Below are 22,399 nucleotides of genomic sequence, written 5' to 3'. Positions count from 1 at the left end.
GGGAGAGAAGCGCGCGACAATCTGGATGAGAATCTGGTGTCGCGGCGATGGTGATAATCTCGGCATTGATTGTCGCGCGCAAGAGGTTTTATCGGTTTGATTGTCGCGGCGCGTCAATCAGGAGCGACGTTTGCGGGCGTCGCATATGACGCCGGCCTGCCTGGCCCCCGCTTTCGCTCGATGGCCTCGCGCCGCCGATAGCTCTCGACATTCAGCTCGAAGATTGTGGCGTGATGGACGAGGCGATCCACCGCGGCGAGCGTCATGGCTGGATCGGGGAAGACCTTTCCCCATTCGCCGAAGGGCTGATTGGCGGTGATCAGCAGGGAACGCCGCTCGTAGCGGGCGCTGATGAGCTCGAACAGCACGCTCGTTTCGGCCTGGTCCTTGGTGACATAGGCGAGGTCGTCGAGGATCAGCAGGTGGAAGCGATCGAGCCGGTTGATCGCGGCCTCGAGGCCGAGTTCGCGGCGCGCGACCTGAAGCTTCTGGACGAGATCAGTGGTGCGGGTGAACATGACCCGCCATCCGGTCTCGATAAGGGCAAGTCCGATGGCCGAGGCGAGATGGCTCTTTCCGCCGCCGGGCGGGCCAAACAGAAGCAGGTTCGCTCCCTTCTCGAGCCAGCTGTCGCCGGCGGTGATGGCCATCACCTGGGCCTTGGAGATCATCGGAACGGCTTCGAACTCGAATGTGTCGAGGGTCTTGCCCGGCAGGAGGCGCGCCTCGGCGAGATGGCGTTCGATACGTCGCCGGTCGCGCTCAGCCAGTTCATGTTCAATGATCGCAGCCAGGAAGCGAGCGGCCGGCCAGCCTTCCTTGTCGGCCCGTTCGGCAAACTGCGGCCACATAACCTTGATGGCCGGCAGGCGCAGTTCGTTGAGGAGCAAGCCCAGCCTGGCGGAATCGACAGCGGGGTTCGTCTTCATGCCGCATCTCCTGTCAGGTTGGCGCCAAGCAGGGCTTCATAGGCGTTGAGCGGAGCAAGACGCACGACGACACTCGGCAGCCGGGCGGGATCCGGCGCGAACCGTTCCCGCAAAGCAGCCATATTGGGCAATCGCCGTGCCTGTAGCGAGGCGGTCAGTTGATCAGCCAGTTCGCTCTCGCAGCCGCGCTCGTGCGCCATGGCGAGAAGCTCGACCATGGTGCGGCAGGCCTGCCGCTCAGGCAGTCGCTCTATGAGCACGTCGAAGGTTCGCCGGTAGGCCTCGCGGGGGAAGAGCTGGTCACGATAGACGAGGTTGAGCAGCGCCATCGGCTTGCGGCGCAGCGAATGGATGACATGCCGATAATTGACGACCTGGTCGTGCTTGCCGTTTGAAGAGGCGCGCCCGCGCGGCAGCGTCATGAGCTGCGTGCCGCCGATGAAGATATCCAGCCGATCATCGAAGAGCCGCACTCTGAGGCGGTGGCCGATCAGGCGTGAGGGCACGGTGTAGAACACCTTGCGCAGCGTGAACCCGCCCGATGACGTTATGCGCACGGTGACCTCCTCGTAGTCGGAAGTGCGCCGGACGGGCAGTTCCTGGAGTTCGGCCCGCTCGATGTCGATGCGCTTGGAGTTGCGAGCATTCACGCGGCTGACGATCTCGTCGACAAAGCGACGGTAGGCTGCCAGGTCGTCGAAATCGCTCGATCCCCGCATCAGCAGCGCGTCATTGATCGCCCGCTTGAGATGGCCGTGCGGGCCTTCGACGGAGCCGTTCTCATGCGCGATGCCGCGATTGTTGCGGGAAGGGGTCATGCCGTAGTGGCCGCACAGTTCGTCGTAGCGGCGCGTCAGGTCCTCCCGGGCGTCCTTGTCCAGGTTGCGGAACGCCGCCGACAGGCTGTCGCTGCGATGCTCGCGGGGAGCCCCGCCGAGCGACCACAGCGCGTTCTGCAGGCCTTCCGCCAGAGCGACGAAACTCTCGCCACCGAGCACGACATGCGCATGCTCGAAGCCGGAATAGGCGAGCCGGAAATGGTAGAGCCGGTGATCGAGTGGCTGGCCCGCGATCGTGACGCCGGCGGCTGCCATGTCGGTGAAATCCGACAATCCCATGCGCCCGGGTACGTGAACCTGCCGGAAGATGACCTCCTGTTCCTCGCCATGGACGGCGCGCCAGGCTCGGACGCGACGCTCGATCGTGCGGCGAATGCCGGCTCCAAGCTCGGGATGACGCCGGATCATCTCGTCGAAGATGGCGATCGCCCGAATGCCCGGAGCTGCCCTCAGCATGGGCGCGACCTCGGCTTCGAAAATATCGGCGAGAGGGTCGGCACGGCGCCGTTGCCGCGGCGCCTTCTTTTGTGACGGCAGTCTCGAATCCTTCTCGATGCGATAGGCCGTGGCGATACTGATCGACGCCTTCGCCGCCGCGACGGCCGTCGTATTGGTCTGCCGGAACTTCATGAAAAGCCTCATATGGTGATCGGTTACGTGGCGGCCGGGCACAAAGCGATTCCTCCCCAACAGGAAAAACCACCGGCATACCCGGTCGACCGTGATCACCAGACGAACGCTCCCGAAAAGGAACGCGCCGCCGGCGGATTGAAACTCCGGTCGGGCTACGCCCTCCCTGCGTTCCAATCCGCCGGCATTCTCATCCTGATTGACGCTGCGCTCTCACGTTGATTGCCGCGCCGCAGTCGAAAGGCGTGCAGACACGGGGCGCGCCGGCCGTCATCCTTGCGATCGATTCCGGTGGTCTCGAGCAGCCGTTTCAATGCATGATCGACATTGTGCTTCCTCACCTGTGTTCCATCGCGGTTTGCAAGGAAGGCGGACGCCATCCCTTGTGGCAGCGGACGGTCCGAACGTCGTTCGGCATAAGCACTAAGCGCGCCGGCGAGTTGCGGAGCGACGGGAACGAGGCGACTTTTGTAGAATTTGGTGTCCCGTACGGTCAGTACGGCATCTGCAAAGTCGACGTCGCTCATGGACAGGTGGAGCGCCTCGCTGGTTCGCAGACCAGCTCCGTACAGGATCAACAGCAGTGTGCGGAAGGTGTCGGCATCGAGCCGAATGGCGCGCTTGCGGCTGATATCGATGGCGCCGAACAGGCGCTCCAGTTCTTCGCGAGAGTAAATGTAAGACGGCGCCGATTGCGGGTCTCTCGGCTCTTCGTCCGCCGACGGCAGCGGCGACAGGGCGGCATAACCGCGGCTGATCGCATACCGGTAAAATCCGGCGAGAGCAGCGTACTTGTTAGCACGCCAACGGGTGAGCGGACCAGTTCCGGCGAGGAACCGTCGCACCTCGCTTTCTGTAACAGCATCGCAGCGCCGGTGCTCAGGAACGCTCTTGCAAAATTGGTACAATGTGTTTGCGCTGGTAAAAAATCGGGCGCCATGGGCTCGCCGCCACGCTACATAGTGGTCGATCGCGTCACGGAGGATCATAGCAGCCCCTCCAGATCAATCTTCGCAACCTCGCGAAGAATATTGAGCTGCACCTTTGCGTAGATTGAGGTAGCTGCGGTGCTTCGATGGCCGAGAAAGTCGCCGACCGCTTTCATCGACAAACCTTGATCGAGGAGGTGTTGGGCGGCGGCATGGCGCAGCGCATGCGGACCGCGGCGTTTGCCGGTGACCCCAAGACTATCGAGACGGGTACAGACGATTCCCTTTATTACTCCGCGGCTAAGCGGCCTGATCGGGGCCTTCATCGTCAGGAACAGCCTCCGGTCGGGGTGCGCGGGGCGAACCTCGCGCAGGTAACGCAGGATCGTCTGCCCCACGCCTGGTGAAAGCGGATAGAGATGCGTACGTCCAGGCTTGGGGCAGCGCACCCGTAACATCTCCTGCTCCCAGTCGAAATCGCCGAGTTGAAGGCCGCTAACCTCACCGGCGCGCAGACCGTAGGTGATCAGCAGCATCAGGATGGCACGGGCGCGCATATCATGAGGGCGGTCGCCCTCAGTAGTGGCGAGCAGGCGGATGACCTCGTCCCGGCTCAACCCTTTCGGAATTGTCTCGCCGGGATAGCGTTGCGGCGGCATGATCCCATCGGCCAAGCCCGGCTTGCACCAGCCCTGCTGTCCGGCGAACCGAACGAATCCACGCAGTTGTTGCGCATAGAGATGGATGGTTGATCGACTGCAGCCGCGTGCGTGATAGCGCGCGACAAACTGATCGATCATGTCGATCCCGACCGACGCTAGATCGACGCCTCTCCCTTCCAGCCAGTCGAAAAAGCAATTGATCGTCCGGCAACATCCTTCGACCGTGGTATCCGCCCATCCATGTTCAGAAGACATGCGCGCCGCGAAGATAGTGACCTCGCGCGTATGGGAGTGGCGTGTCGCCTCGTGCTCCCCAAGCCAACCCATAAAGCGCATCCATCGCTCAGCGTACCCGAAGAATCGTCGACGCGCGCGAGGTCGTGATTTGCATTCGACGGGTAGAGACCAAAGCCGGAAAGCTTTCCCAACCTTGAGCAAGATCGAGCTGTCGTTGTCGTGCAAATCGAGAATGCGCACCAGGTCCAGCTGGGAGGCGGCGATCTTGCACAGCGTCTCAAGCTTGATGCCGATTTGCTTGCAATGGGCAAGATAGAGGAGCCGCTCCCTGAGCAATGGAGCGGAACGATACCGTGCGATCGCATGCGGTCGGCTAAAAAGAACCTCAAACATAATCCAGGTCTCCTTGTTGTTGGCGCCTGGATCATGACATCGGATGTGCTTCAGAAAATTATGTTGCGGAGATTCCCTGGAATCGCCTGGAACTTAGGGAGAACTGGAGCCTCCGCAGCATAATTCCGTGCGCAACATCTTACCGCCAGGCCCAGATGATGGCCGCCAAGGGCGTCGATATCGAGCGATCGACGCTTGCGCGCAGCGCCGGCTACGCCGCCGCCTTGCTCGATCCGATCTACAACCGCATCCGTGAGATCGGCCGTACCCGCACCAAGATCCACACCGACGACACGCGGCTTCCGATCCTGGCGCCCGGCAACGGCAAGACACACAAGGGCGCGCTCTGGGTTTACGTCGCCGACGACCGCAACTCGGGTTCGCAGGAGCCGCCGATTGCCTGGTATCGCGCCACCATGGGCCGCGCTGGCGAGAGCGTGATGACTGAGCTCGCCGGATTTGCCGGCACGCTGCAGGCCGACGGTTTCAGCGGCTATAACCAGATCTACAAGGGCGGCGCCATTCGAGAAGCTGCCTGCCTGGCCCATCTGCGTCGCAAGATATTCGACGTTCACGACAGCCAGCCGACCGAGCTCAGCACGACGGCCATGGCTGGTATCCAGGCGATCTACCGGATCGAGGAAGAGATACGGGGGCTCCCGCCCGCCGAGCGATTGACCGCACGACGAAGGCGGACCCGACCACTGGTCCGCGCGTTGCGACGACAGCTCATGCGCCAGGGCAACGGTTTGTCGCGCCATGCCGATATTGCCAAGGCCTTCGCCTACGGCGCCAAGCGATGGCGCGCGTTCAACCGCTTCCTCTACGATGGCCAACTCGAGCCCGACAACCTGATCGCGGAGCGCGCGATTCGTGGATTTACGGTCGGCAGGCGCAACTGGCTTTTCTCGGGCAGCTTCGCCGCGGCCGAGCGGTCAGCGGTCGTGCTCAGCATCATCGAGACCTGCAAGCTCTGCGGCGTCGATGCCGAAGCCTACATGGCCGATGTCACCGAGCGCATCCAAAACGATTGGCCAGCCTCGCGCTGGGACGAGCTGATGCCATGGAACTGGGCGCGCCGCCAAGAGATGCCGCTCCCCTTGGCGGCATGAGCGCGCTCGATGACAGGGCGCTGTCGGACGAGGCGCTCGATGCCTGGATGGCCGTCAAGCCCGCCCCCCGCCCGCTGGTGCGGACCATGTCGGCGCTGGATGGCTTCGTAACGGCGGCGGTCACCGGGCCGCGCTACCCGGACCCGCAAGACTGGATGTGCCCGCTCATGGGGTTGCCGCGCGACGTTCTGGCCAAAGGCTCTGCAACCGATCACGCAGTGTTTGCCAGCCTCGCCAGGATCCACAACCGGATCAACGAGACGCTCTTCGACAGACCCCAGGATTATGCGCCCCGATTCGCCACCAAGCCCGGCGGCATCGACCCCCGACCGTGGTGCCAGGGGTTCTACGCGGCCATGAATCTCAACATCAAACGCTGGAAACGGCTACTCGACCTCAAGAACCCCAACCACGGTCTGCTGCTGCCGATCCTGATCTATTGCGTCGACAAAAAGGGGCGGCCCGTCCTCGGCAAACCCAGGCAGGGGCCCGAGACCGCGCACTTCATCGAGCACGAAGCATACAAAGATATCGCCCTCGTCGTCCCCGCCCTTCGCGAACTCCACTATGTTACCCGTTATGATAACCCGCAGTGATCGCCCCGCCGCCCCGACTAACGGCTGACCGCCATACACGCATCAGGCGGCTTCGGGAAAGGTGCCTTGGTGCACCGCTTACCCTTCAGGCGACGGGCGTCGGACACCTCCATCCCGCCGAACTTGGCCTTGAACTTGTAGAAGGTCGCTGCCGAGATGCCATGCTTGCGGCAGACATCAGCCGTCTTCGCGCCGGCCTCCTGCTCCTTCAGCATCCCGATGATCTGCTCTTCCGTAAACCGTGATGGTCGCATCGTCCGTCTCCGTGATCGACGCACTCTACCCAAATCTGGAGGAAGTTCAGGGTCTCAGGTCACTTCGCATCAAGCCGCGAGTATATGAGCCTTTTGCCCAGTATTGTGGATTAGACCGCAGTTGGGAAGTGAATAGTCTATGAGAGGGCAGGCGTCGTACTGGGTACGCGACGTGGACGAGCAACAACCTCGTAGCCGTAGGCCAGTTGCACAAGTAGCTCATCTGCGAATGGTCTACCCAACCATTCCATGCCGACCGGAAGCCCTGTCGCGCTGAACCCGGCCGGAACAGCCAAGGCCGGCAAGCCCGTGACGGCGCTTAGGTTACCATTGCAGTCGCCCGGCTGTATCTTACCGATCTCAACCGGCCCAACTCTCGTGATCGGATATACAAGAGCATCGACTTGGAGTTCGTCCATCTTCGAGACCACGGCGGCGCGAATGCGAACCTGCTCCGCAAGAGCCGTACGGTAAGTGTCAGTATCGAGGCTGAGGCTCGTCTCACAAAGGCGAAACTCCTCTTCAAAAGGAAGGTAATATTCGCCACCCTCCAGTATGTCTGCCAGACATTGAACAGGGGCGCTTGGAATGCCAGCGAGGAATTCAGCGAGGTCAAACTTGAACTCCATGTTCCAAACAGTAGCTTCATTCAGGCTGTCCGCAAGCGGCAATTCTAATTCAACCGTCGAAGCACCCGCTTTTCTCAAGGTTTCGGTTGCAGCGGCAATTATCACACTCACTTCGGAGGCTACGGCTCCGTGCAGATTCTTGACCAGTCCGAACTTCGCACAGCGCAGGCTTTCTGTATTAAGTGATGCCAAAAACCTGGGCGTCAACCCTTTCGGCGCCGCCCTAGTCGCGGGGTCTTTTGGATCGTATCCAACGGTAGCATCGAGCGCGATGGCCAGGTCTGCTACATTGCGGGCCATCGGTCCGGCAGTATCGTGTGTCCGAGACCTTGGCACAATTCCCGTTATACTCGACAGTCCCTTGGTCGGACGAAGCCCAAATAGGTTATTGGCGGAGGCTGGGAGCCGAATTGAGATACCTGTATCGGTCCCAAATGCGATTGGGGCAAAGCTGGCCGCTACAGAGACCGCGCTCCCGCCGCTCGACCCGCCAGGAACAAACCGCAGATCGTAGGGGTTCAGGGTCTGCCCCCGCACCGAACTCATGGATACAGAACCGTTGGACAGGTCATCCATGTTCGCCTTGCCAAGGATGATCGCTCCTGCGTCTCGCAGTTTCTTCACCTGGAATGCATCATCGGTAGTCTGCAAAGTTGCGAGTGAAACTGACCCCGCCGTAGTCGGCATCTCTCTTGTAGTGTAGTTGTCCTTGAGGATAACCGGGATTCCATGAAGGGGACCTCGAACATGCCCCCGCTGTCGCTCAGCGTCGCGTGTCACTGCATCTTCACCGGCGTTAGGGTTTAAGCAAATCATGGCGTTTAGGCACGGCCCCTTTTGATCGAACGCCTCGATCCGCGCCATATGCGCAGTCACTAGCTCGGCAGACGATATTTGTCCTGACGCCATGGCGGCCTGCATATCGAGTACTGTGGCTTCTCGCACTTCGAAGGGCATCTTCGCATCTACCTGATAACTCTGGAAGGGGACGATCTCGTTACGCAAGGGCGTAGCGCCAAAAGGAACGTCGAGTTCGCTAGCTTGTCTGATGATTCTCAACCCCATTCTGTTATGTGAAACATCTAATCGTTTCCTACGCTGCGAATGTCCGCAGGCAATGGCGTATGACGCTGACGACGTCCCGCAAGCGCATTCGACACATCGTGATTTCGCGGCCTCCACATTATGGAGAACTAAGTCTGAATCATCATTTAAATTAGATCTCTGTTTTTCTTAATGTTCCATTTTCGAGAAACTAAAAGGTTGCCCCCTTCGAACGCGTCTACCCGCGCTTCGATAATAAATTCGGTTTCAGTGGCACGAAAGGAGGTATGAGACTTGGTGTGAACTTCCCATTCATCCCGAGCCTGGCGGTGCCAATTCTCAATATCGATCGTTGCAGTAAGGGGATCGTCTTCTCCGATCTTGAAAGTGTCAAGCTTGCCGCTTTCTATCTCCAGTCCAATATGATCGATGGTCTTAGAGCCATTATCTCTTGCGAGAACATACGTCGTTTCGCCTGTCACTAGGTCGCGGGTGGTTGTTTCACGTGTCGACCCCTCCCGGTGCACTGTGCTTTGCTCGAGAGGGCCGGCTTCGGGAGGCAAAAAAGGTTTCAAATGTTCGTCTTCGAGACGGGGGTGGCGTGTCGGCAATTCCAACTTGCTCGCGCCAGCGAAAACACTGACCGTTGCGGGTTCCGGAGTTGGCCAAACGAATGGCCAATAAGCCGAACTCACAGCAACACGAATTCGGTTACCGGGCGGGAAGGCGTAAGCTGACTCCTTCAATTGCACTCGTATCTTGTAGCGCCTTCCGGGTTCAAGCTCAGTTGGCATTTCATGTCCGTCGCGATGCGTAAGATTGAGCAAGCCGTAACTCACCCGCGTCGAGGCACCATCGGGCGCTACGTCATTTAGGCGAATACAAATCTGCGCAACAGGTTTGTTGCTCGAAACGTCAAGCTCAACGACGGGTGCCCCCAGAATCTCGATCCTGGTTTCCAGCGGCTCACTGTCGAAACACAAAGATTTGCCGTCTTCTTCGCGCTGATCAGCCGGCATGTCGCCGGGATAGGCCCACGCGCTAAAGCGACCGGCCGCTGCACCCGTATGAAGAGGTGAGCGGATTTGCAGTTCGGCTTCAGGCTCCTGCGTTGAGGAAAGTGTACCTACATTCAGGGTGAAATGTTGCGGCTGGATATGAGGACTCGGCCAAGAGGGTTCGGCGACCCAGCGACCGGGACGCTCGCTGTAGAATGTCTTTGGTCGGACAGGTTCACACAACCACGCCCGATACATCGGCTCGTCCATCACCCCTGTATCCTTGCCCTTTAACCAGTGATCCCACCACCTAAGGCATTCCTGCAGAAACCCTATTTGCGGCCCCGGGAAGGCTTCAGGCACATGCGGGTAGTGATGCCCCCAGGGGCCTACCAACCCTTTACGGGGCACACTCAACTTCGAAAGTAGACGGGGCACCGCGTTGGTGTATCCATCTGTCCAGCCGCTAACAGCGTAGACCGGACACGATATACTGGAGTAGTCCTCACAAACCGAGCCGTGCTTCCAATATGCATCACGACGCTGATGCTCCAGCCAATTATCGAGAAGCAGCGGTAGGTTTTCCAATCGCCTTAGCCACATCTCGCGCCAACGCTCTCCCAACAGCGCCGGATCCGGCGCGTAGGTCAACTCTGAGGTCATCTCTTCTGCCCAGGTGATTTTTCGAAGCAGCAGGCATCCACCGATATAATGAATGTCGTCCCGATATCGATCGTCGGTGGAGCACAGCGAAACCACCGCCTTCAATTCCGGGGGGTTCCTTGCAGCAACCTGCAATCCGTTAAAACCGCCCCATGAGATACCGATCATACCACATGCGCCGGTGCACCAAGGCTGTTTTGCCAACCAGGCCAAAACCTCTAGACAGTCGTCCTGCTCCTGCTTTGCATACTCGTCGACAAGCAAACCGTCCGACTCGCCAGTGCCCCTCAGATCGACTCGGACGCCGGCATAGCCATGACCTGCATAATATCGATACGTAGCCGTATCTCGTGCGGATATCCAATCGCGCTTGCGATACGGGGTATATTCGAGAATAGCTGGCACAGGATCGGTTTCGGCGTCCTCCGGCAGCCAAATACGTGCGGACAGTTGCGTGCCGTCGGAGAGCGGAATGAATACGTTCTCAATTTCACGGACCTTCCGTGGGAAGTCAGTCACTATCTTCATTTGGATCCTAAGAGTTGTCATACTAGTGGTGGCAGCGGCAGCCCGCGGTTGAATATACGGCTAGCGAATCCGGCCGCGTTTGCGAGCACAGTCCACCCTCACAAGGTTACCTCTGGCGAAGAAATATGCGTGTTTTACTGACATTTATACACGTTAATCTGGCTCCTTCGCTTTGCCGGGTTCAAATCGCGACTACATAGCCCCCGTTTACTGAACCGCGCAGCAGCACCGCCCATTCTATCAAATGTAGCAGGGTTGCCCGGGCCGCTTTGCGTGAATCAGATCGGCCTCAACGCAGGAAACCAGCGTTTTCTTGACCCTCGGCGACTGTTTTAAGCATCTGTTCAGCACGAGTAGCCGTTTCAGGAGATGTGCGCGCGTCTTCATTGGAGCGTGAGCCGATATGCCTAGCTAATCAGCGCCGCTTGACCGACGGGTGCACTAATTCATCTCGTCGCCTGTGTTAATTTCCGCCAGGGAACTTTCACCGATAGGCGACCGACTTTCATGCATGTCGCTGAAGCTGAGGTCTGCGTTGATGACGACGCAGGTGCATTGTTCAGAACATTGAACAGCAGTGCCCACCTAATCAACCAAGATCCGCACCGGAGAAATGGCTGTCTGGCTCGGTCTGACCCGCCTCAATGACATCGCCCTAGGCACGCCGACTACGTGGGTAATCGAAAGCGTCATCGGAGGGGTACGGCAGAACTTGACGTGGCATGACTTTCACCTCCGTCGTCCACGTCTTTGATTAGGTCGCGATGAGCAGATGACCGCCGGGCTGCGCAATGGAGAAGCGAGAGTTAAGAGGACAAACCAAGGCGTGTAGATTGGTCAGCGATCCTGCTCGTTCGATGCCAGATAAGTCACTTCCTTTCAAATTGAAAGGAACCAAAGAGCGAGCATCGGCGCTGCTTCGGCGCGCATCGCATGTAGAATGCCTGGACGATTGTGGAAGGTCTCCCCCGCCCGCTTACGCTGCCAGTCACCCTCGCTCTGCCTGAACGAGCCTGACGACAACACAAGATACGCTTCCTCGGGTGGATGAGTATGATCAGGATATGTGACCGTAGGGCCGAGCAAACTGGCACCAATCCACACGTCGTCGCGATCCTCATACCCGCCTGGCCCGACGATCATGGCGGAGGCATTGCCATCGAGGAAATTGTCGCTCGCTCCGGGGCCTACACGGTTCCGAGACTGCCACTTAAGATGCGGATTTAGCCGGCATAGCGTGTCAGCAACATTAACCAGGTCGGCGGAACAGCGGCGCGACGGGCAATCGTCTCGTCGAAATGCGTCATTACCGGCAGCCTGAAGTCGCCTGCCGAATGGATCTCGCCCGTCCAATTCCTGCATTTTGCAATGACCCTCTGAACCACGCAGCGCTCCTCCACCGGACGCTGTGAGAAACACATCGCCAGTTCAGCCGTGTCGAGGAAATGCTGAAGGTCGGATGGACGGTTCATTGGATACTAGCTCCTGCAAGATGCACCAATTGTGAAGCTCCCTAGCCGGTACACTTTGACGCTCAGCCATCGGAAACGCCGGCACCGCTCGTCCGGTCGCGGGGCGTACCGGCAATAGCTGGAGGCTACACCGCCGCTCTGCAATTGGCGGTGGGCTAAGCGGCTCGCTTGTCCAATTTATCTGATGATCTCATTCTATTCGGAAGAACAATCACGCAGCTCTTCGATGAGCGTTTATGGCGAACAAGGGTTGGGCGTCTCTCGTGAAGGAAAGCACCAGTTAGTGCGACAAGATCTGACTGAGGAACAACTTTGTTCTGTCATGCTTTGGATTCGTGAAGAAGTCGCGTGGCTTGCCTTCTTCGACGATCTGGCCCGCGTCCATGAAGATAACTCGGTCGGCAACCGAACGTGCGAAGCCCATTTCGTGCGTAACGCACACCATGGTCATGCCGTCGCGCGCGAGACTGGTCATCGTCTCCAGCACTTCAGCGACCATTTCCGGATCGAGCGATGAGGTCGGCTCGTCGAAGAGCATGACGGCAGGTTCCATACAGAGGGAACGAGCGATCGCGACGCGCTGCTGCTGGCCTCCTGAGAGTTGACCTGCATATTTGTGGGCCTGCTCGGGTATTCGCACGCGCTCGAGGAATTTGAGAGCCAGCTTCCTAGCCTCGAGCTCGGACATGCCTTTAATCCACATCGGGCCACACATGCAATTCATGAGCACTGTCATGTGCGGGAAGAGATTGAAGTGCTGGAACACCATGCCGACGTTCTTGCGAACCTCAGAAACATTGCGCATTTTGCCGTGCAGCCTGATCCCGTTAACTGTAATCTCGCCCTCCTGATGTGCTTCGAGCCGGTTGAAGCAGCGGATCAGTGTCGACTTGCCCGAACCAGAGGGGCCGCAGATAACGACTCGTTCACCCCTGCGGACGCTGAGGTTGACGCCAGTCAACGCTCTGAATCCGCCGTACCATTTCGAGACGTTGCTAGCTTCGATGACCGTGTCACTCACTACCGCTTGCCTCCCGCCCGATGAATTCCGAACCGAACTTGGTTCAGCATACGGTACAGAGGCAGGAGCCTTGGAGTACCAGCTTGGACCTTCCTTCACTTGACCAATGCGTTCGAAGGTCATCGCACCTTGCTCCTGGCAAAATAACGTTCAAGCCTGGATTGCATTAGCTCGAGGCAGACCGAAAGAATCCAATATAAAATTGCCGCGGCTATCAACATCTCCATCACTTGGAAGGTCGGAACCCCGATGGTGCGACCAAGGAACGTCAATTCCCATACTCCCAGGACCGAGACAAGCGAACTGTCTTTTAGCATCCCGATGAAAGAATTTCCCATTGGTGGAATGATTACCGGAAGCGCTTGCGGCAGTATGATCTTTCTCATCGTGAGGCCGAAGCCGAAACCCAACGAACGAGAGGCCTCCCATTGACCTCGGTCGATGCTCTGGATCCCAGAGCGGAAGATCTCTGCCATGTATGCACCATTACACAATGAAAGTGCTAACACTCCAGAAGGGACCGCGTCGAGCACGAGACCCACCTGCGGCAACCCAAGATATACCATATAGACCTGCATCAATAGGGGCAGGCCGCGGAAAAACGAAGTATAAAAGCTTGCGATCCCATACGCGAAGCCATTAGTTGAAAGCTTCGCGATTGCAGCAATTATTCCTATAATCGACGAAAACACAAGCGAAATCGCAGAAATGTATATTGTGGTTACCACTCCTTGGGTGATCAGACGTGGCAGATTCTTCCAAATGAACGGTAAGCTCAAATCGAACAAATTGAAGAACGCAAGAAAAAGTAGGAGCAATTCAAACCACACAATGCCTACTTGGACTTTCAATGTTGAAAAACCGATCAGCACCAAGTTGATACAGAAAACAATTGCAATTACAAATGCAATCGCGAAGGAACCAAACAAACCACTCTTTATCGGATCGCCAATCACGGGCCGCATGAGTTCGCCCATCCGAGTGCCTGTGAGGTCAATCGCTAGAGAAATCAAAAACACTGCCGCAAAAATTGCGGTGATAAACCACCACTTATGAACGAGCGCCTCGGACTCGACAGTATCCCTATAGAGCATTGATAACATCCATTAGTATAGATGGCCCAGTTTTAGCTGGGCCATCTGACACCTTAGTAATCGGTCGAGACGTCTACACCGTACCACTTAGTAGCTAACTTCGAGAGCGTCCCATCATCCCTCATGCTTTTTATCGCGGCGGCAATCTTCTCGTCAAATTCTTTATCTCCGTGAAGAGTTGCTATAGCACCGGGGGCCGCGTAAAGGGTGTCTCCGAGTTGCCTAATCGGGCTACCCGCTTTAATAGCATCCTGCGCTGCTATGTCTGATACGACAAGCGCATCCAAACGAACTCCATCGCCGAGGCGTAGATCAGCCAATCCAATCGCATAGCTTTCGTAAGTCTTCACTTCTCCTGGATTTAACTTATATTCCACGCGCTTTGCGTCAGGCCAATCCGGCGTCAGAGTGTGTCTGACGTAGAATTCGTCCGTAGTACTCACGTTAGCGCCGATGGTCTTGCCGTTGAGATCGGAAAGCTTCTGCGCTTTACTATCCTTGTGAACGACGGCGACAGAGCGTGCGTAGAAATATATCCCTGGGAAGCTAAGTTTTTCTGCACGAGCCTTCGTCGGGACCATCGCTCCCATAGCAACGTCCCAGCGGCCCTGCCAATCGCCTGCAACCATAAGCTCCCAGCTCGGCGTTACAAATTTCGGTTCGACGCCCAGGTATTTCGCGATGCCTTTGATGACGTCGGGATCAAGCCCGTCGATCTCGCTTTTGTCGTTCAAGAACGACTCCTTCCCCCAGTCGGTGCCCACTGCCGCTGTCAGTGTCTTTGTGGCAAGCACTCGGTCAAGCACCTCGCCGGCATTGGCCTCGGTCGACAAAGCTATCGACGCAACGCCGAGTAAAGCGAGAGATGCGAAAATCGTCCTAAATCTGTTCACGTGATGCTCCCATTTGTGACTTGCGTTTAGACCAATCCACTGCGTGCCGAAGTCCGTCCACACCTTGTTCCCTTAAGGTCTGGTTGGTCAGAGCAGGTTCAAATTATGCGATCGTCGACTGCCAAGGTCGGACTCTTCCATCTCATGCCGCAGTTTTCCTGCATAGATTCGCTTCATTTGCAGTTTTGTCGACTAAGCTAAGGTCGTGACTCAACTAAATTGCGATGATTGCGGCTGCGAGGAGAACGCCGGCAAGGGAGTTGCTGGCGACCTTGTCGTAGCGATGGCGATCGGGATGCACTGACCGGAAGTTTCACGATTCGTGAGGAACTTCGACTTTAAACGAGGTGGGAGGGGATGCGCCTCGATTAGGGCATGCAGTGGGTGCATTGCCGCCGAGCACGCGCCGACCTAGTCGGCCCGCCTAGGTTGACATCGACGTTCGAGACGGCGGACGCAGTTTGCTATAGCCTGTTGCACAAAAGGCAATGCGGTGGAATATCATCCTCGGAGGTGGAAACTCCTGGATGCTCGCTATCTTGCTACCGCATGTCTGGTTTTCGACGTTCTTCACCAGGGCTAACCCCGTAGGCGTGGCGGTAGGCGCTACCAAGATGCGAACCCGAGACGAAGCCACAGCGCAGCGCGATCGAGGCAATGGACTCGGTGCTTTCCTTGAGCAGCCGATGGGCCTCGTTCAGGCGCACGGCGAGGTAAAAGCGCTGCGGGGTTGTGTTGAAGTGCTGGTGCCACAAACGCTCGAGCTGTCGCTGCGACAGGTTGCAACGCTGGGCGATGTCTTGTATGGGGACCAGATCTTCGAGGTTCTGCTCCATGCAAGCGATCCCGCCGTGAGACGGGGGTCATTCACGCCGTAGCGCCATTGAATGGCAATACGCTGATGCTCTTGAGGCCGACGGATGCGGCTATGGAGGAACTGCTCAGCAATGTCCGCAGCGAGCTGTCCACTGCAATCACTGGATATCTGGTCAAGCATCAGGTCGATCGCGGCGGTGCCCCCAGCGCATGTCCAACGGTTGCGATCACGCACGAAGAGCTCACGGCAGGCGTCGATTAGCGGAAACTCCTCCGCGAATTGGCGCAGCAACTCCCAATGCAATGTGCACCGATAGCCAGCCAGCAGCCCGGCGCGGGCGAGCACAAAGGTTCCCGTGCTGAGCGCACCGAGCGGCTTACCTGCGACGGCCAATCTTCGGAGGAAACGATCCACACGGACATCATGCAACTTCTCGGTTTGCATGCTTGCGATTACGAAGAGCCGATCGATCGCGGGTGCGTCGTCGATCGAAACGGTCTGTAGCTCAAGCCCGCTGCTCGAGCTAATGGGAGTCCCATCCGATGATAGGACATACCACTCGTAGAGTGATTGACCAGAAAGTCTGTTGGCTGCACGAAGAGGTTCGCTTGCCGAGGCCAGCGCCATCATCGAGAACTCCGTATGCGACGTCTCCGCCCCATTGATTTTCTTGTTGCAACGGTCAGGTGGAGCGCTTGCAGCTGGTCCTATGAGCACGTTGGGGAATCCCGGACGTGCTCATTGTGATGCGCTGATCCGTTGCGCATAGGCCCAGGGCATGAGGGCGTCGATGTCTTTGGCGAGGTGGCCATTTGCGAGGCTGATGAAGAGATCGCGCAGGTAGGCGTATGGTTCAACGCGGTTCATCTTGCATGTGCCGATCAGGCTGGCGAAACGGGCCCAATTACGGCCGCCTTCATCATGGCCGGCAAAGAGAGCGTTGCGGCGGTTCATGGCCGGACTTCTGATCGCGTTTTCGACGAGATTGGAGTCGATGTCGACGCGGCCGTCGTTCAGGAACAGCCGGAAGCCGACCTGGCGTTTCAGCATATAGGCCATGGCCTCGCCGAGGTCGGACTTGCGCGATACGCGCGCGGCCTGAACTGTCAGCCAGGTGAAGAACTCGTCCACCAGGGGGCGGGACAGGTGCTGGCGGACAGCCCGGCGATGATCGGGGTCACAACCTCGGATGCTGTCCTCGATCTTGTAGAGGGCGGCGATGCGCAACAACGCCTCGTCGACGATGGGCAAACCCTTCTTCGGCTGGGACTTGATCAGTTTTCTGCGGCCATGCGCCCAGCAGAAGGCCAGCCTCAACGGATCGCCGCCCGTGCGTTTTGGCGTTGCGAGGTGGGAGTAGCCGCCATAGGCATCGACCTGGATCGTGCCGTTGAAGCCGTCGAGGATACCTGCGGCATATTCACCTTTACGCCCAGGCCGATAATGGAACACCACGCCCGGCGGCGCAGATCCGTTCCAGCCGCGGTCGTCGCGCAGAATAGCCCAGAGATAGCCAGTTTTCGTCTTGCCGCGCCCGGGATCCAACACCGGAGCCGTGGTCTCGTCGACATATAGTCGTGAGCTACCCTGTTTCAGGATCATGGCCATGTGGTCTACCACCGGCGCGATCACGGCGCCCGTCCGACCCAGCCAGTCGGCCAGGACCGTGCGGTCGATCGGCACTCCGTGTCGGGCCATGACCGCGGCCTGCCGGTTCAGCGGCATGTGTTCGGAATGCTTGGACACGGCGATCTGCGCCAAGAGGGCTTCGGTCGGCCAGCTACCTTCCAGCAAATGCGCCGGCGCCCTGGCCTGAACCACTCCCGTGCGCCCCTTGGGGCAAGCATATTTCGGGCGGATCGCGACGATCACCTGATAGCGCGCCGGGATATGATCGAGCCGCTCCGTCCGGTCTTCGCCAATCCGGACCATGTTGCCGCAACCACAGGGGCAGGCAATGCTATCAGGCTCGATCACCTGTTCGACGCGCGGCAGGCTCTGGGGCAGAGCACGCGCCTTGCGTTGCCTGCGTGAAGCAGTCTTTTCGCAATTGGCTGTGCTGGCCGCGATCTTTTCCTCGACGAAGGCGATCTGGGCCTGTGTTTCGGCAATTGCCGTCTCCAGGTCCTCCAGCGCCAGTTCCATCTGCGTCGGATCGAGCTTTTCCGATTTCGGCCCGAACTTCGTGCGGCGGTAGTCCTGAACCTGGCTCTCCAGCTTCTCGATCAGTTCCTTCAACTCGGTGATGAAGGCGTCCTTTTCAGCCACCACCGCCTGCTCATGCTGACGGGCCGCACGCTCGACCGACAGCTCGAACTGTACGGCCGCAAAGGCGTTCACCACCTCTGCAGGCAGGTCCGGGAACTGGCTGAGATCAATGGGCGCAGACATGCGCCTTCGTAGCAAATCGAAGCAAAAAAGCCCAATAAAACAACGCCAAAACCGAACGGGTGAGTCACCCTGCCGCAGCGGGCGGCGCTACCCGCTGCGCTACCACGCGTCGCCAGTCGAGACCTTCGAACAAAGCTTCATACTGCCCCCGCGACAGCCGCATCGTCCCATCCTGCACTTTGGGCCAGGCAAAGCTGCCCTGTTCCAGGATTTTGTAGGTCAGCACCATTCCGGTGCCATCCCACACCAGGATTTTTACACGATTCCCGCGCTTCGACCGGAAGATCACGGTGACCCCGGAATGCGGATCAAGCTTCAACTCGGTCTGCACCATCAATGCCAGCGCCTGATGGCCACAGCGGAAGTCCACCGGCCGCGTCGCGATCAGGATCGGCAATCGTTGGCCCGCGACGATCATGCCGTCCCGCGCATCGCACGCACCAAGGCCGCAACCCGGTCAACCGGCACATCGCCGGGAACCCTCACCACGAGGTCTGCGCCTATTTCCACGGTCATGATCCCCAAAGTGATCTCGACCGGCTCCGGAACCGGCAAAGCATCGGCAGCCTCCTTCGGCTCCGTCGTAATCGCCAGGGGCACGAAGGCAGGCTCGAATGGGCCGCTATTCTCGCAAGGCACCGGCATCAGTTCCGCAGGCAGCGCCAAAAGACCCTGACGCGCCTGCCGTCGCCAGTCCGAAAGCTGATGCGCAATGAGATCATGACGACGCGCAACATCAACAACCCGCGCACCGCGTTGAAGGCTCTCCGCGACAATCCGCGCCTTCAGATCATTAGGCCATCGTCGGTTTCCACGACGAGGCTCGACAACTTCGCATCGCCCAACAAATCCCTCGCCATCCGCCATGCCAAATCTCCAGCTCCTGCCGAAAACCTTCTGGCAGAAACCTCAATGTTCAGAAACAAGCGAAATCAATGGGGTGTGGGCGGCGCATACAGAACTCCGGAAAAACCAATAGCCCAATACGTGTGGGTACGGATCCACTCCCGGGGATGCCGGTCGCCGTGCTGCCCTCTTTTAGCAAAAGTTTGGTCATTCACATCCTATCGCAGGCCGACTCGCGAATACTGGGTGTTCGGGTCGCCCGTCGACCAAGCTCACTTGCGCAACGGCACGATACGCGCTTCGGGCAACTACACCCAGTCGGTCGGCGCGACGGCGTGGTTGTCCGAGCATTCCGATTGGCTTACTTGGGCCGATTTCGAGAGCTCGGCAAGGAGCGCCTGCACAGGATGGGCGAGGCGAACCCCGTCGATGATCTCAACCTGGGACCGGCAGGAGAAGCCGTCCGCGAGGAGGCGACCCGAGGATCCGGCGGCGTTCACATGACTTGCCCAACTCAGTGCATAGATGTGCTCGGACAAGGCGCGATGCTCGACCTCGTGACCGAACGTGCCCGCCATGCCGCAGCAGCCGGACGGCAGAACGGTGAGTGCGATCCCGCAAGCGTCAAAGACGTGGCGCCAGCCTGCCACTGCCGCCTGCGCGTTCGTCCGCTCCGTGCAGTGCGGCAAGAGGAAGTAGTTGGGCGCCCCCGCGACGCGGGGGAGCCCATCTAGCCGGGCGGCCAGCCATTCCTGGATGAGTTGCACGGAAGGCAGCTTCCGCCCCGGGAGTGCTGCGGGGTACTCGGAACGGTAGGTCAGCGTCATAGAGGGGTCGAGCCCGACGAGGTCGACGCCGGCAGCGGCGAGCTGCCCAAGCGCACCCGCGTTCTTGGCCGCCAAGCGCTCAAACGAACTGAGGAAGCCGTGAACGTGGAGCGGCTTGCCGTTCGGCCGATAGGGCGCGAGCCACGGCCTCATCCCGATGGCGCGGAGGAGGTCGAGCGTGTCGAGCAGCACTCCCGTATCGTAGTAGGTCGTGAATGCGTCCGGAACGACTACGACGCTCTGCCTACGTTCGTGCGGAGCCAGGGCCCCGAGCGCGTCCGGCGTTGCCATGGCGACGCTCCTTGCCTTCAGCTCCCGCCCGAGATCGACCCCGGACAGCCTCGGCGTGTTGACAAGGCCGAGGGGCCGCATCAGGCCGAGGGCCGTCGCCAGGTTGACGAGCGACGGCATCCTGGCGAGGAGCGGCAGCATCGCCTCCAGCCGCCCGATCACGTGGTGGCGCAGAGGCCGCAGATAGCGTCCATGGTAGAGTTCGAGGAACTTCGCCCGGAACGTGGGCACGTCCACCTTGATCGGGCACTGGGCCGTGCAGGATTTGCAAGCGAGGCAGCCTGCCATGGCCTCGTGGACCTCATGCGAGAAGTCGTCGTCCCGACGGAGCGTTGCGAGAAGCCGGGATGGAAAAGTCAGCCAGCCGGGCCGGGCCCGCAGCCGTCGCGCTTCTGCCAGCGGGTCAATGTCCTTCGCGGCGAGCCGCCGCAGCCATTCGCGCATGAGCTGGGCGCGGCCCTTCGGGGAATGCCGGCGCTCGCGCGTGCCTTTCCAGGACGGGCACATAGCGTCGTCCGGGTTCCAGCTGAAGCAGGCGCCGTTGCCGCTGCAGTGCAACGCCTCGTCGTAGCCGGCCCGCACGCCGGACGGAATGGTTCGGTCGTGCTGGCCCTTGGTCGGCACGCCATCGACCCTCAGAAGCACGCCGCCGTCCGGGACGGCAATCTTGCCGGGATTGAATTGGTTGCGCGGATCGAAGGCCGCCTTGACGGCCTGAAGAACCGGGTAGAGCGGCCCGAAGAAGCGGGGCGAGAACTCAGAGCGCATACCCTTGCCGTGCTCGCCCCACAGGAGCCCTCCGTATCGCTGCGTCAGGGCCACGACCTCATCCGTGACTTCCCGGATCAGCGCCTCGGCGCCCGCCGCCTTCATGTCGATGGCCGGACGGACATGGAGCACTCCGGCGCCGACGTGCCCGAACATCCCGTAGTCGAGTCCGCGCCGGTCAAGCACCCCCCCGGAACTCCGCAATGAAATCAGCCAGGTTCTCCGGCGGCACGGCCGTGTCCTCCACAAAGGGGATCGGGCGCTTGTCGCCCTTCATGTTACCGAGGAGTCCGACAGCCTTCTTCCGCATCTCCCAGATGCGAGAGACCTCGATGATCCCCCGTGCGATCGTGAAGCCGCGCCGTCCGGCAACGGGTCTGTCCGTGTCAAGCGCATCCGTCAGCCGGCCCAGCGCCTCCTCAACCTGCGCGTCGCTTTGCCCGACGAACTCAATGAGGTTAACGCCACGCGCCGGTTCCCCGGCGTCCTCGGGAAAGAATCTAGAGACGCCCGCCCAAATCAGGTCACTCTGGGCGAGCGATAACACTTTTGAATCAATGGTTTCGATGGAGGCCGCCCCGAAGGCGATGAGGGCCTGCGTGTCCCGGAGCGCGGCATCGAAGCTGCCGTAGCGCAGGATCACCAGCGCGCTCCGGCTCGGCAGCGGCAGGACGTTGAGTGTCGCCTCCGCCAGAAATCCGAGCGTCCCCTCCGATCCACACAGGATAGCATTGAGGTCGAAGCGGCCGTCTGGGCGCCGGATATGAGCGAGGTCGTAGCCTGTGAGGCAGCGATTGAGTTTGGGGAAGCGCTGGGTGATGAGCGCCGCGTTCACGCGCTCAAGATGGTCGACGGCGCGATGAATGGCTCCTGCTTGGTCGGGGCGGCTCTTAGCGGCCGTGAGCGCCTCTTCGTCCAAGGGCGCAGAGTCCCAAACCGTCCCGTCGGGCAGGACGGTCGTCAGTTCCAGGACGTGATCGCGGGTCTTGCCATAGAGGCAGGATCCCTGCCCGCAGGCGTCGGTCGAGATCATGCCGCCTATGGTGGCCCGGTTCGATGTCGACAGCTCGGGTGCGAAGAACAGCCCGTAACGCTTCAAGGCCGCGTTGAGCTGGTCCTTCACGACGCCCGCCTCCATCCGAGCCGTACGGCGCACCGGGTCTATCGCGAGGATCCGGTTCATGTGGCGCGATATATCGACGACAAGCCCGTCCGTCAGCGATTGGCCGTTGGTACCGGTCCCGCCGCCGCGCGGCGCGACCCGAATGCCCGAGAACCGATTCTCCGCGAGCAGCTTCGCAATCCGGACTAGGTCGTCTCGGTTGCGCGGGAAGGCAATCGCCTGCGGCGTCAATTGATAGATCGAGTTGTCCGTCGCCATGACCGTCCTGTCGCCGGCCTCCGCCGACAGTTCGCCCGCAAAGCCGCGCGCCCGAAGTTCGGCACAGAAGGCTTGGTAGAGCGGAAGCGTGACGGATTCGGATGGGAGTTTAGGGATCATGTTGCTCAAGGAGGCCGGGCGCGGCCTGTTCCAGC

At 59.6% G+C, this 22,399-nt stretch carries 18 protein-coding genes and 3 pseudogenes; 3 read left to right on the top strand and 18 right to left on the bottom strand.

Annotated elements, in window-relative coordinates; all coding sequences use genetic code 11:
• Nucleotides 1-113 precede the first annotated feature (113 nt).
• From istB to JG746_RS32195, 4 genes are all read right to left on the bottom strand, one after another.
• A complete protein-coding gene (istB, locus tag JG746_RS32210) occupies nt 114-929 on the bottom strand; it encodes an IS21-like element helper ATPase IstB (RefSeq protein ID WP_202324153.1) in 816 nt (271 codons plus the stop codon).
• Nucleotides 926-2,440 carry an IS21 family transposase gene (gene istA / locus JG746_RS32205; RefSeq protein WP_010913869.1) on the bottom strand — a complete coding sequence of 505 codons (1,515 nt, stop codon included), beginning with the start codon at nt 2,438-2,440 and terminating at the stop codon, nt 926-928. Before istA ends, istB begins: the two co-directional genes overlap by 4 nt.
• A gap of 113 nt (nt 2,441-2,553) precedes the next feature.
• A complete protein-coding gene (locus JG746_RS32200; protein WP_202324226.1) occupies nt 2,554-3,387 on the bottom strand; it encodes a tyrosine-type recombinase/integrase in 834 nt (277 codons plus the stop codon).
• Nucleotides 3,384-4,619 carry a tyrosine-type recombinase/integrase gene (locus JG746_RS32195; protein WP_202324224.1) on the bottom strand — a complete coding sequence of 412 codons (1,236 nt, stop codon included), beginning with the start codon at nt 4,617-4,619 and terminating at the stop codon, nt 3,384-3,386. Before JG746_RS32195 ends, JG746_RS32200 begins: the two co-directional genes overlap by 4 nt.
• 26 nt (nt 4,620-4,645) lie before the next feature.
• Between JG746_RS32195 and tnpC (JG746_RS32190) the strand changes: the two genes are divergently transcribed.
• Nucleotides 4,646-5,731, top strand: a complete 1,086-nt coding sequence (gene tnpC, locus JG746_RS32190) for an IS66 family transposase (RefSeq protein ID WP_342215834.1) — start codon at nt 4,646-4,648, stop codon at nt 5,729-5,731.
• The gene (locus JG746_RS32185; RefSeq protein ID WP_244730585.1) at nt 5,683-6,327 is read left to right on the top strand and encodes a UPF0149 family protein; all 645 of its coding nucleotides are present in this window, start codon (nt 5,683-5,685) and stop codon (nt 6,325-6,327) included. The genes tnpC (JG746_RS32190) and JG746_RS32185 overlap by 49 nt, the downstream gene beginning before the upstream one ends.
• 83 nt (nt 6,328-6,410) lie before the next feature.
• On the opposite strand, the pseudogene JG746_RS32180 reads toward JG746_RS32185, so the two are convergent.
• The 9 genes and pseudogenes from JG746_RS32180 to JG746_RS32145 all read right to left on the bottom strand — a co-directional run.
• Nucleotides 6,411-6,581: pseudogene (locus JG746_RS32180) on the bottom strand (transposase); the annotation flags it as partial.
• A gap of 137 nt (nt 6,582-6,718) precedes the next feature.
• Nucleotides 6,719-8,215 carry an amidase family protein gene (locus tag JG746_RS32175; protein ID WP_202324221.1) on the bottom strand — a complete coding sequence of 499 codons (1,497 nt, stop codon included), beginning with the start codon at nt 8,213-8,215 and terminating at the stop codon, nt 6,719-6,721.
• 206 nt (nt 8,216-8,421) lie between these two features.
• A complete protein-coding gene (locus JG746_RS32170) occupies nt 8,422-10,443 on the bottom strand; it encodes a CocE/NonD family hydrolase (protein ID WP_202324219.1) in 2,022 nt (673 codons plus the stop codon).
• Between the two features lie 879 nt (nt 10,444-11,322).
• Nucleotides 11,323-11,700, bottom strand: coding sequence for a dimethylsulfonioproprionate lyase family protein (locus JG746_RS32165; RefSeq protein ID WP_244730952.1), 378 nt, complete (start codon nt 11,698-11,700; stop codon nt 11,323-11,325).
• A complete protein-coding gene (locus JG746_RS37355) occupies nt 11,667-11,915 on the bottom strand; it encodes a hypothetical protein (protein WP_244730965.1) in 249 nt (82 codons plus the stop codon). The genes JG746_RS32165 and JG746_RS37355 overlap by 34 nt, the downstream gene beginning before the upstream one ends.
• 280 nt (nt 11,916-12,195) lie before the next feature.
• Nucleotides 12,196-13,059 (bottom strand): amino acid ABC transporter ATP-binding protein, encoded by an 864-nt coding sequence (locus tag JG746_RS32160; RefSeq protein WP_202324215.1) that lies wholly within the window; start codon nt 13,057-13,059, stop codon nt 12,196-12,198.
• Nucleotides 13,056-14,030 (bottom strand): amino acid ABC transporter permease, encoded by a 975-nt coding sequence (locus tag JG746_RS32155; RefSeq protein ID WP_202324213.1) that lies wholly within the window; start codon nt 14,028-14,030, stop codon nt 13,056-13,058. Before JG746_RS32155 ends, JG746_RS32160 begins: the two co-directional genes overlap by 4 nt.
• A gap of 53 nt (nt 14,031-14,083) precedes the next feature.
• Entirely contained in the window at nt 14,084-14,923 is an 840-nt protein-coding gene (locus JG746_RS32150) for a transporter substrate-binding domain-containing protein (protein ID WP_202324210.1), read from the bottom strand.
• Nucleotides 14,924-15,465: 542 nt separating this feature from the next.
• Nucleotides 15,466-15,759, bottom strand: a complete 294-nt coding sequence (locus JG746_RS32145; protein ID WP_202324208.1) for a helix-turn-helix domain-containing protein — start codon at nt 15,757-15,759, stop codon at nt 15,466-15,468.
• 92 nt (nt 15,760-15,851) lie between these two features.
• On the opposite strand from JG746_RS32145, the gene JG746_RS32140 reads away from it, so the two are divergent.
• Nucleotides 15,852-16,001 (top strand): hypothetical protein, encoded by a 150-nt coding sequence (locus JG746_RS32140; RefSeq protein WP_202327625.1) that lies wholly within the window; start codon nt 15,852-15,854, stop codon nt 15,999-16,001.
• Here JG746_RS32140 and JG746_RS37905 read toward each other — a convergent pair.
• From JG746_RS37905 to ydiJ, 5 genes and pseudogenes are all read right to left on the bottom strand, one after another.
• Nucleotides 15,969-16,367: pseudogene (locus tag JG746_RS37905) on the bottom strand (AraC family transcriptional regulator); the annotation flags it as partial. The gene JG746_RS32140 and the pseudogene JG746_RS37905 sit on opposite strands and share 33 nt — an antisense overlap.
• Before the next feature lie 111 nt (nt 16,368-16,478).
• Nucleotides 16,479-18,131 (bottom strand): IS66 family transposase, encoded by a 1,653-nt coding sequence (gene tnpC, locus JG746_RS32135; RefSeq protein WP_202324128.1) that lies wholly within the window; start codon nt 18,129-18,131, stop codon nt 16,479-16,481.
• A gap of 64 nt (nt 18,132-18,195) precedes the next feature.
• On the bottom strand, nt 18,196-18,549 hold the full coding sequence (gene tnpB / locus JG746_RS32130; RefSeq protein WP_127420643.1) for an IS66 family insertion sequence element accessory protein TnpB: 354 nt from the start codon (nt 18,547-18,549) through the stop codon (nt 18,196-18,198).
• Nucleotides 18,546-18,998: an IS66-like element accessory protein TnpA gene (tnpA, locus tag JG746_RS32125; RefSeq protein WP_202324126.1), complete on the bottom strand. Its 453-nt coding sequence runs from the start codon at nt 18,996-18,998 to the stop codon at nt 18,546-18,548. Before tnpA ends, tnpB begins: the two co-directional genes overlap by 4 nt.
• Nucleotides 18,999-19,285: 287 nt before the next feature.
• Nucleotides 19,286-22,364, bottom strand: a pseudogene (ydiJ, locus tag JG746_RS32120) (D-2-hydroxyglutarate dehydrogenase YdiJ).
• Between the last annotated feature and the right edge of the window lie 35 nt (nt 22,365-22,399).

Source organism: Mesorhizobium sp. 113-3-3 (assembly GCF_016756495.1).
Taxonomy (GTDB): Bacteria; Pseudomonadota; Alphaproteobacteria; order Rhizobiales; family Rhizobiaceae; genus Mesorhizobium.
The sequence above is the reverse complement of the archived record's forward strand: the minus strand, read 5'-3'. Positions and strand labels throughout refer to the sequence as shown.

What these genes read in the sequence shown, in the direction of transcription:
- tnpA (WP_202324126.1), bottom strand. Translation starts at nt 18,998, where the DNA reads ATGGCGGATGGCGAGGGATTTGTTGGGCGATGCGAAGTTGTCGAGCCT.
- tnpC (WP_202324128.1), bottom strand. Translation starts at nt 18,131, where the DNA reads ATGTCTGCGCCCATTGATCTCAGCCAGTTCCCGGACCTGCCTGCAGAG.
- JG746_RS32185 (WP_244730585.1), top strand. Translation starts at nt 5,683, where the DNA reads ATGGAACTGGGCGCGCCGCCAAGAGATGCCGCTCCCCTTGGCGGCATG.
- JG746_RS32160 (WP_202324215.1), bottom strand. Translation starts at nt 13,059, where the DNA reads ATGACCTTCGAACGCATTGGTCAAGTGAAGGAAGGTCCAAGCTGGTAC.
- JG746_RS37355 (WP_244730965.1), bottom strand. Translation starts at nt 11,915, where the DNA reads ATGAACCGTCCATCCGACCTTCAGCATTTCCTCGACACGGCTGAACTG.
- JG746_RS32155 (WP_202324213.1), bottom strand. Translation starts at nt 14,030, where the DNA reads ATGCTCTATAGGGATACTGTCGAGTCCGAGGCGCTCGTTCATAAGTGG.
- JG746_RS32200 (WP_202324226.1), bottom strand. Translation starts at nt 3,387, where the DNA reads ATGATCCTCCGTGACGCGATCGACCACTATGTAGCGTGGCGGCGAGCC.
- JG746_RS32195 (WP_202324224.1), bottom strand. Translation starts at nt 4,619, where the DNA reads ATGTTTGAGGTTCTTTTTAGCCGACCGCATGCGATCGCACGGTATCGT.
- JG746_RS32170 (WP_202324219.1), bottom strand. Translation starts at nt 10,443, where the DNA reads ATGAAGATAGTGACTGACTTCCCACGGAAGGTCCGTGAAATTGAGAAC.
- JG746_RS32145 (WP_202324208.1), bottom strand. Translation starts at nt 15,759, where the DNA reads ATGGAGCAGAACCTCGAAGATCTGGTCCCCATACAAGACATCGCCCAG.
- tnpB (WP_127420643.1), bottom strand. Translation starts at nt 18,549, where the DNA reads ATGATCGTCGCGGGCCAACGATTGCCGATCCTGATCGCGACGCGGCCG.
- JG746_RS32140 (WP_202327625.1), top strand. Translation starts at nt 15,852, where the DNA reads ATGGAGGAACTGCTCAGCAATGTCCGCAGCGAGCTGTCCACTGCAATC.
- istB (WP_202324153.1), bottom strand. Translation starts at nt 929, where the DNA reads ATGAAGACGAACCCCGCTGTCGATTCCGCCAGGCTGGGCTTGCTCCTC.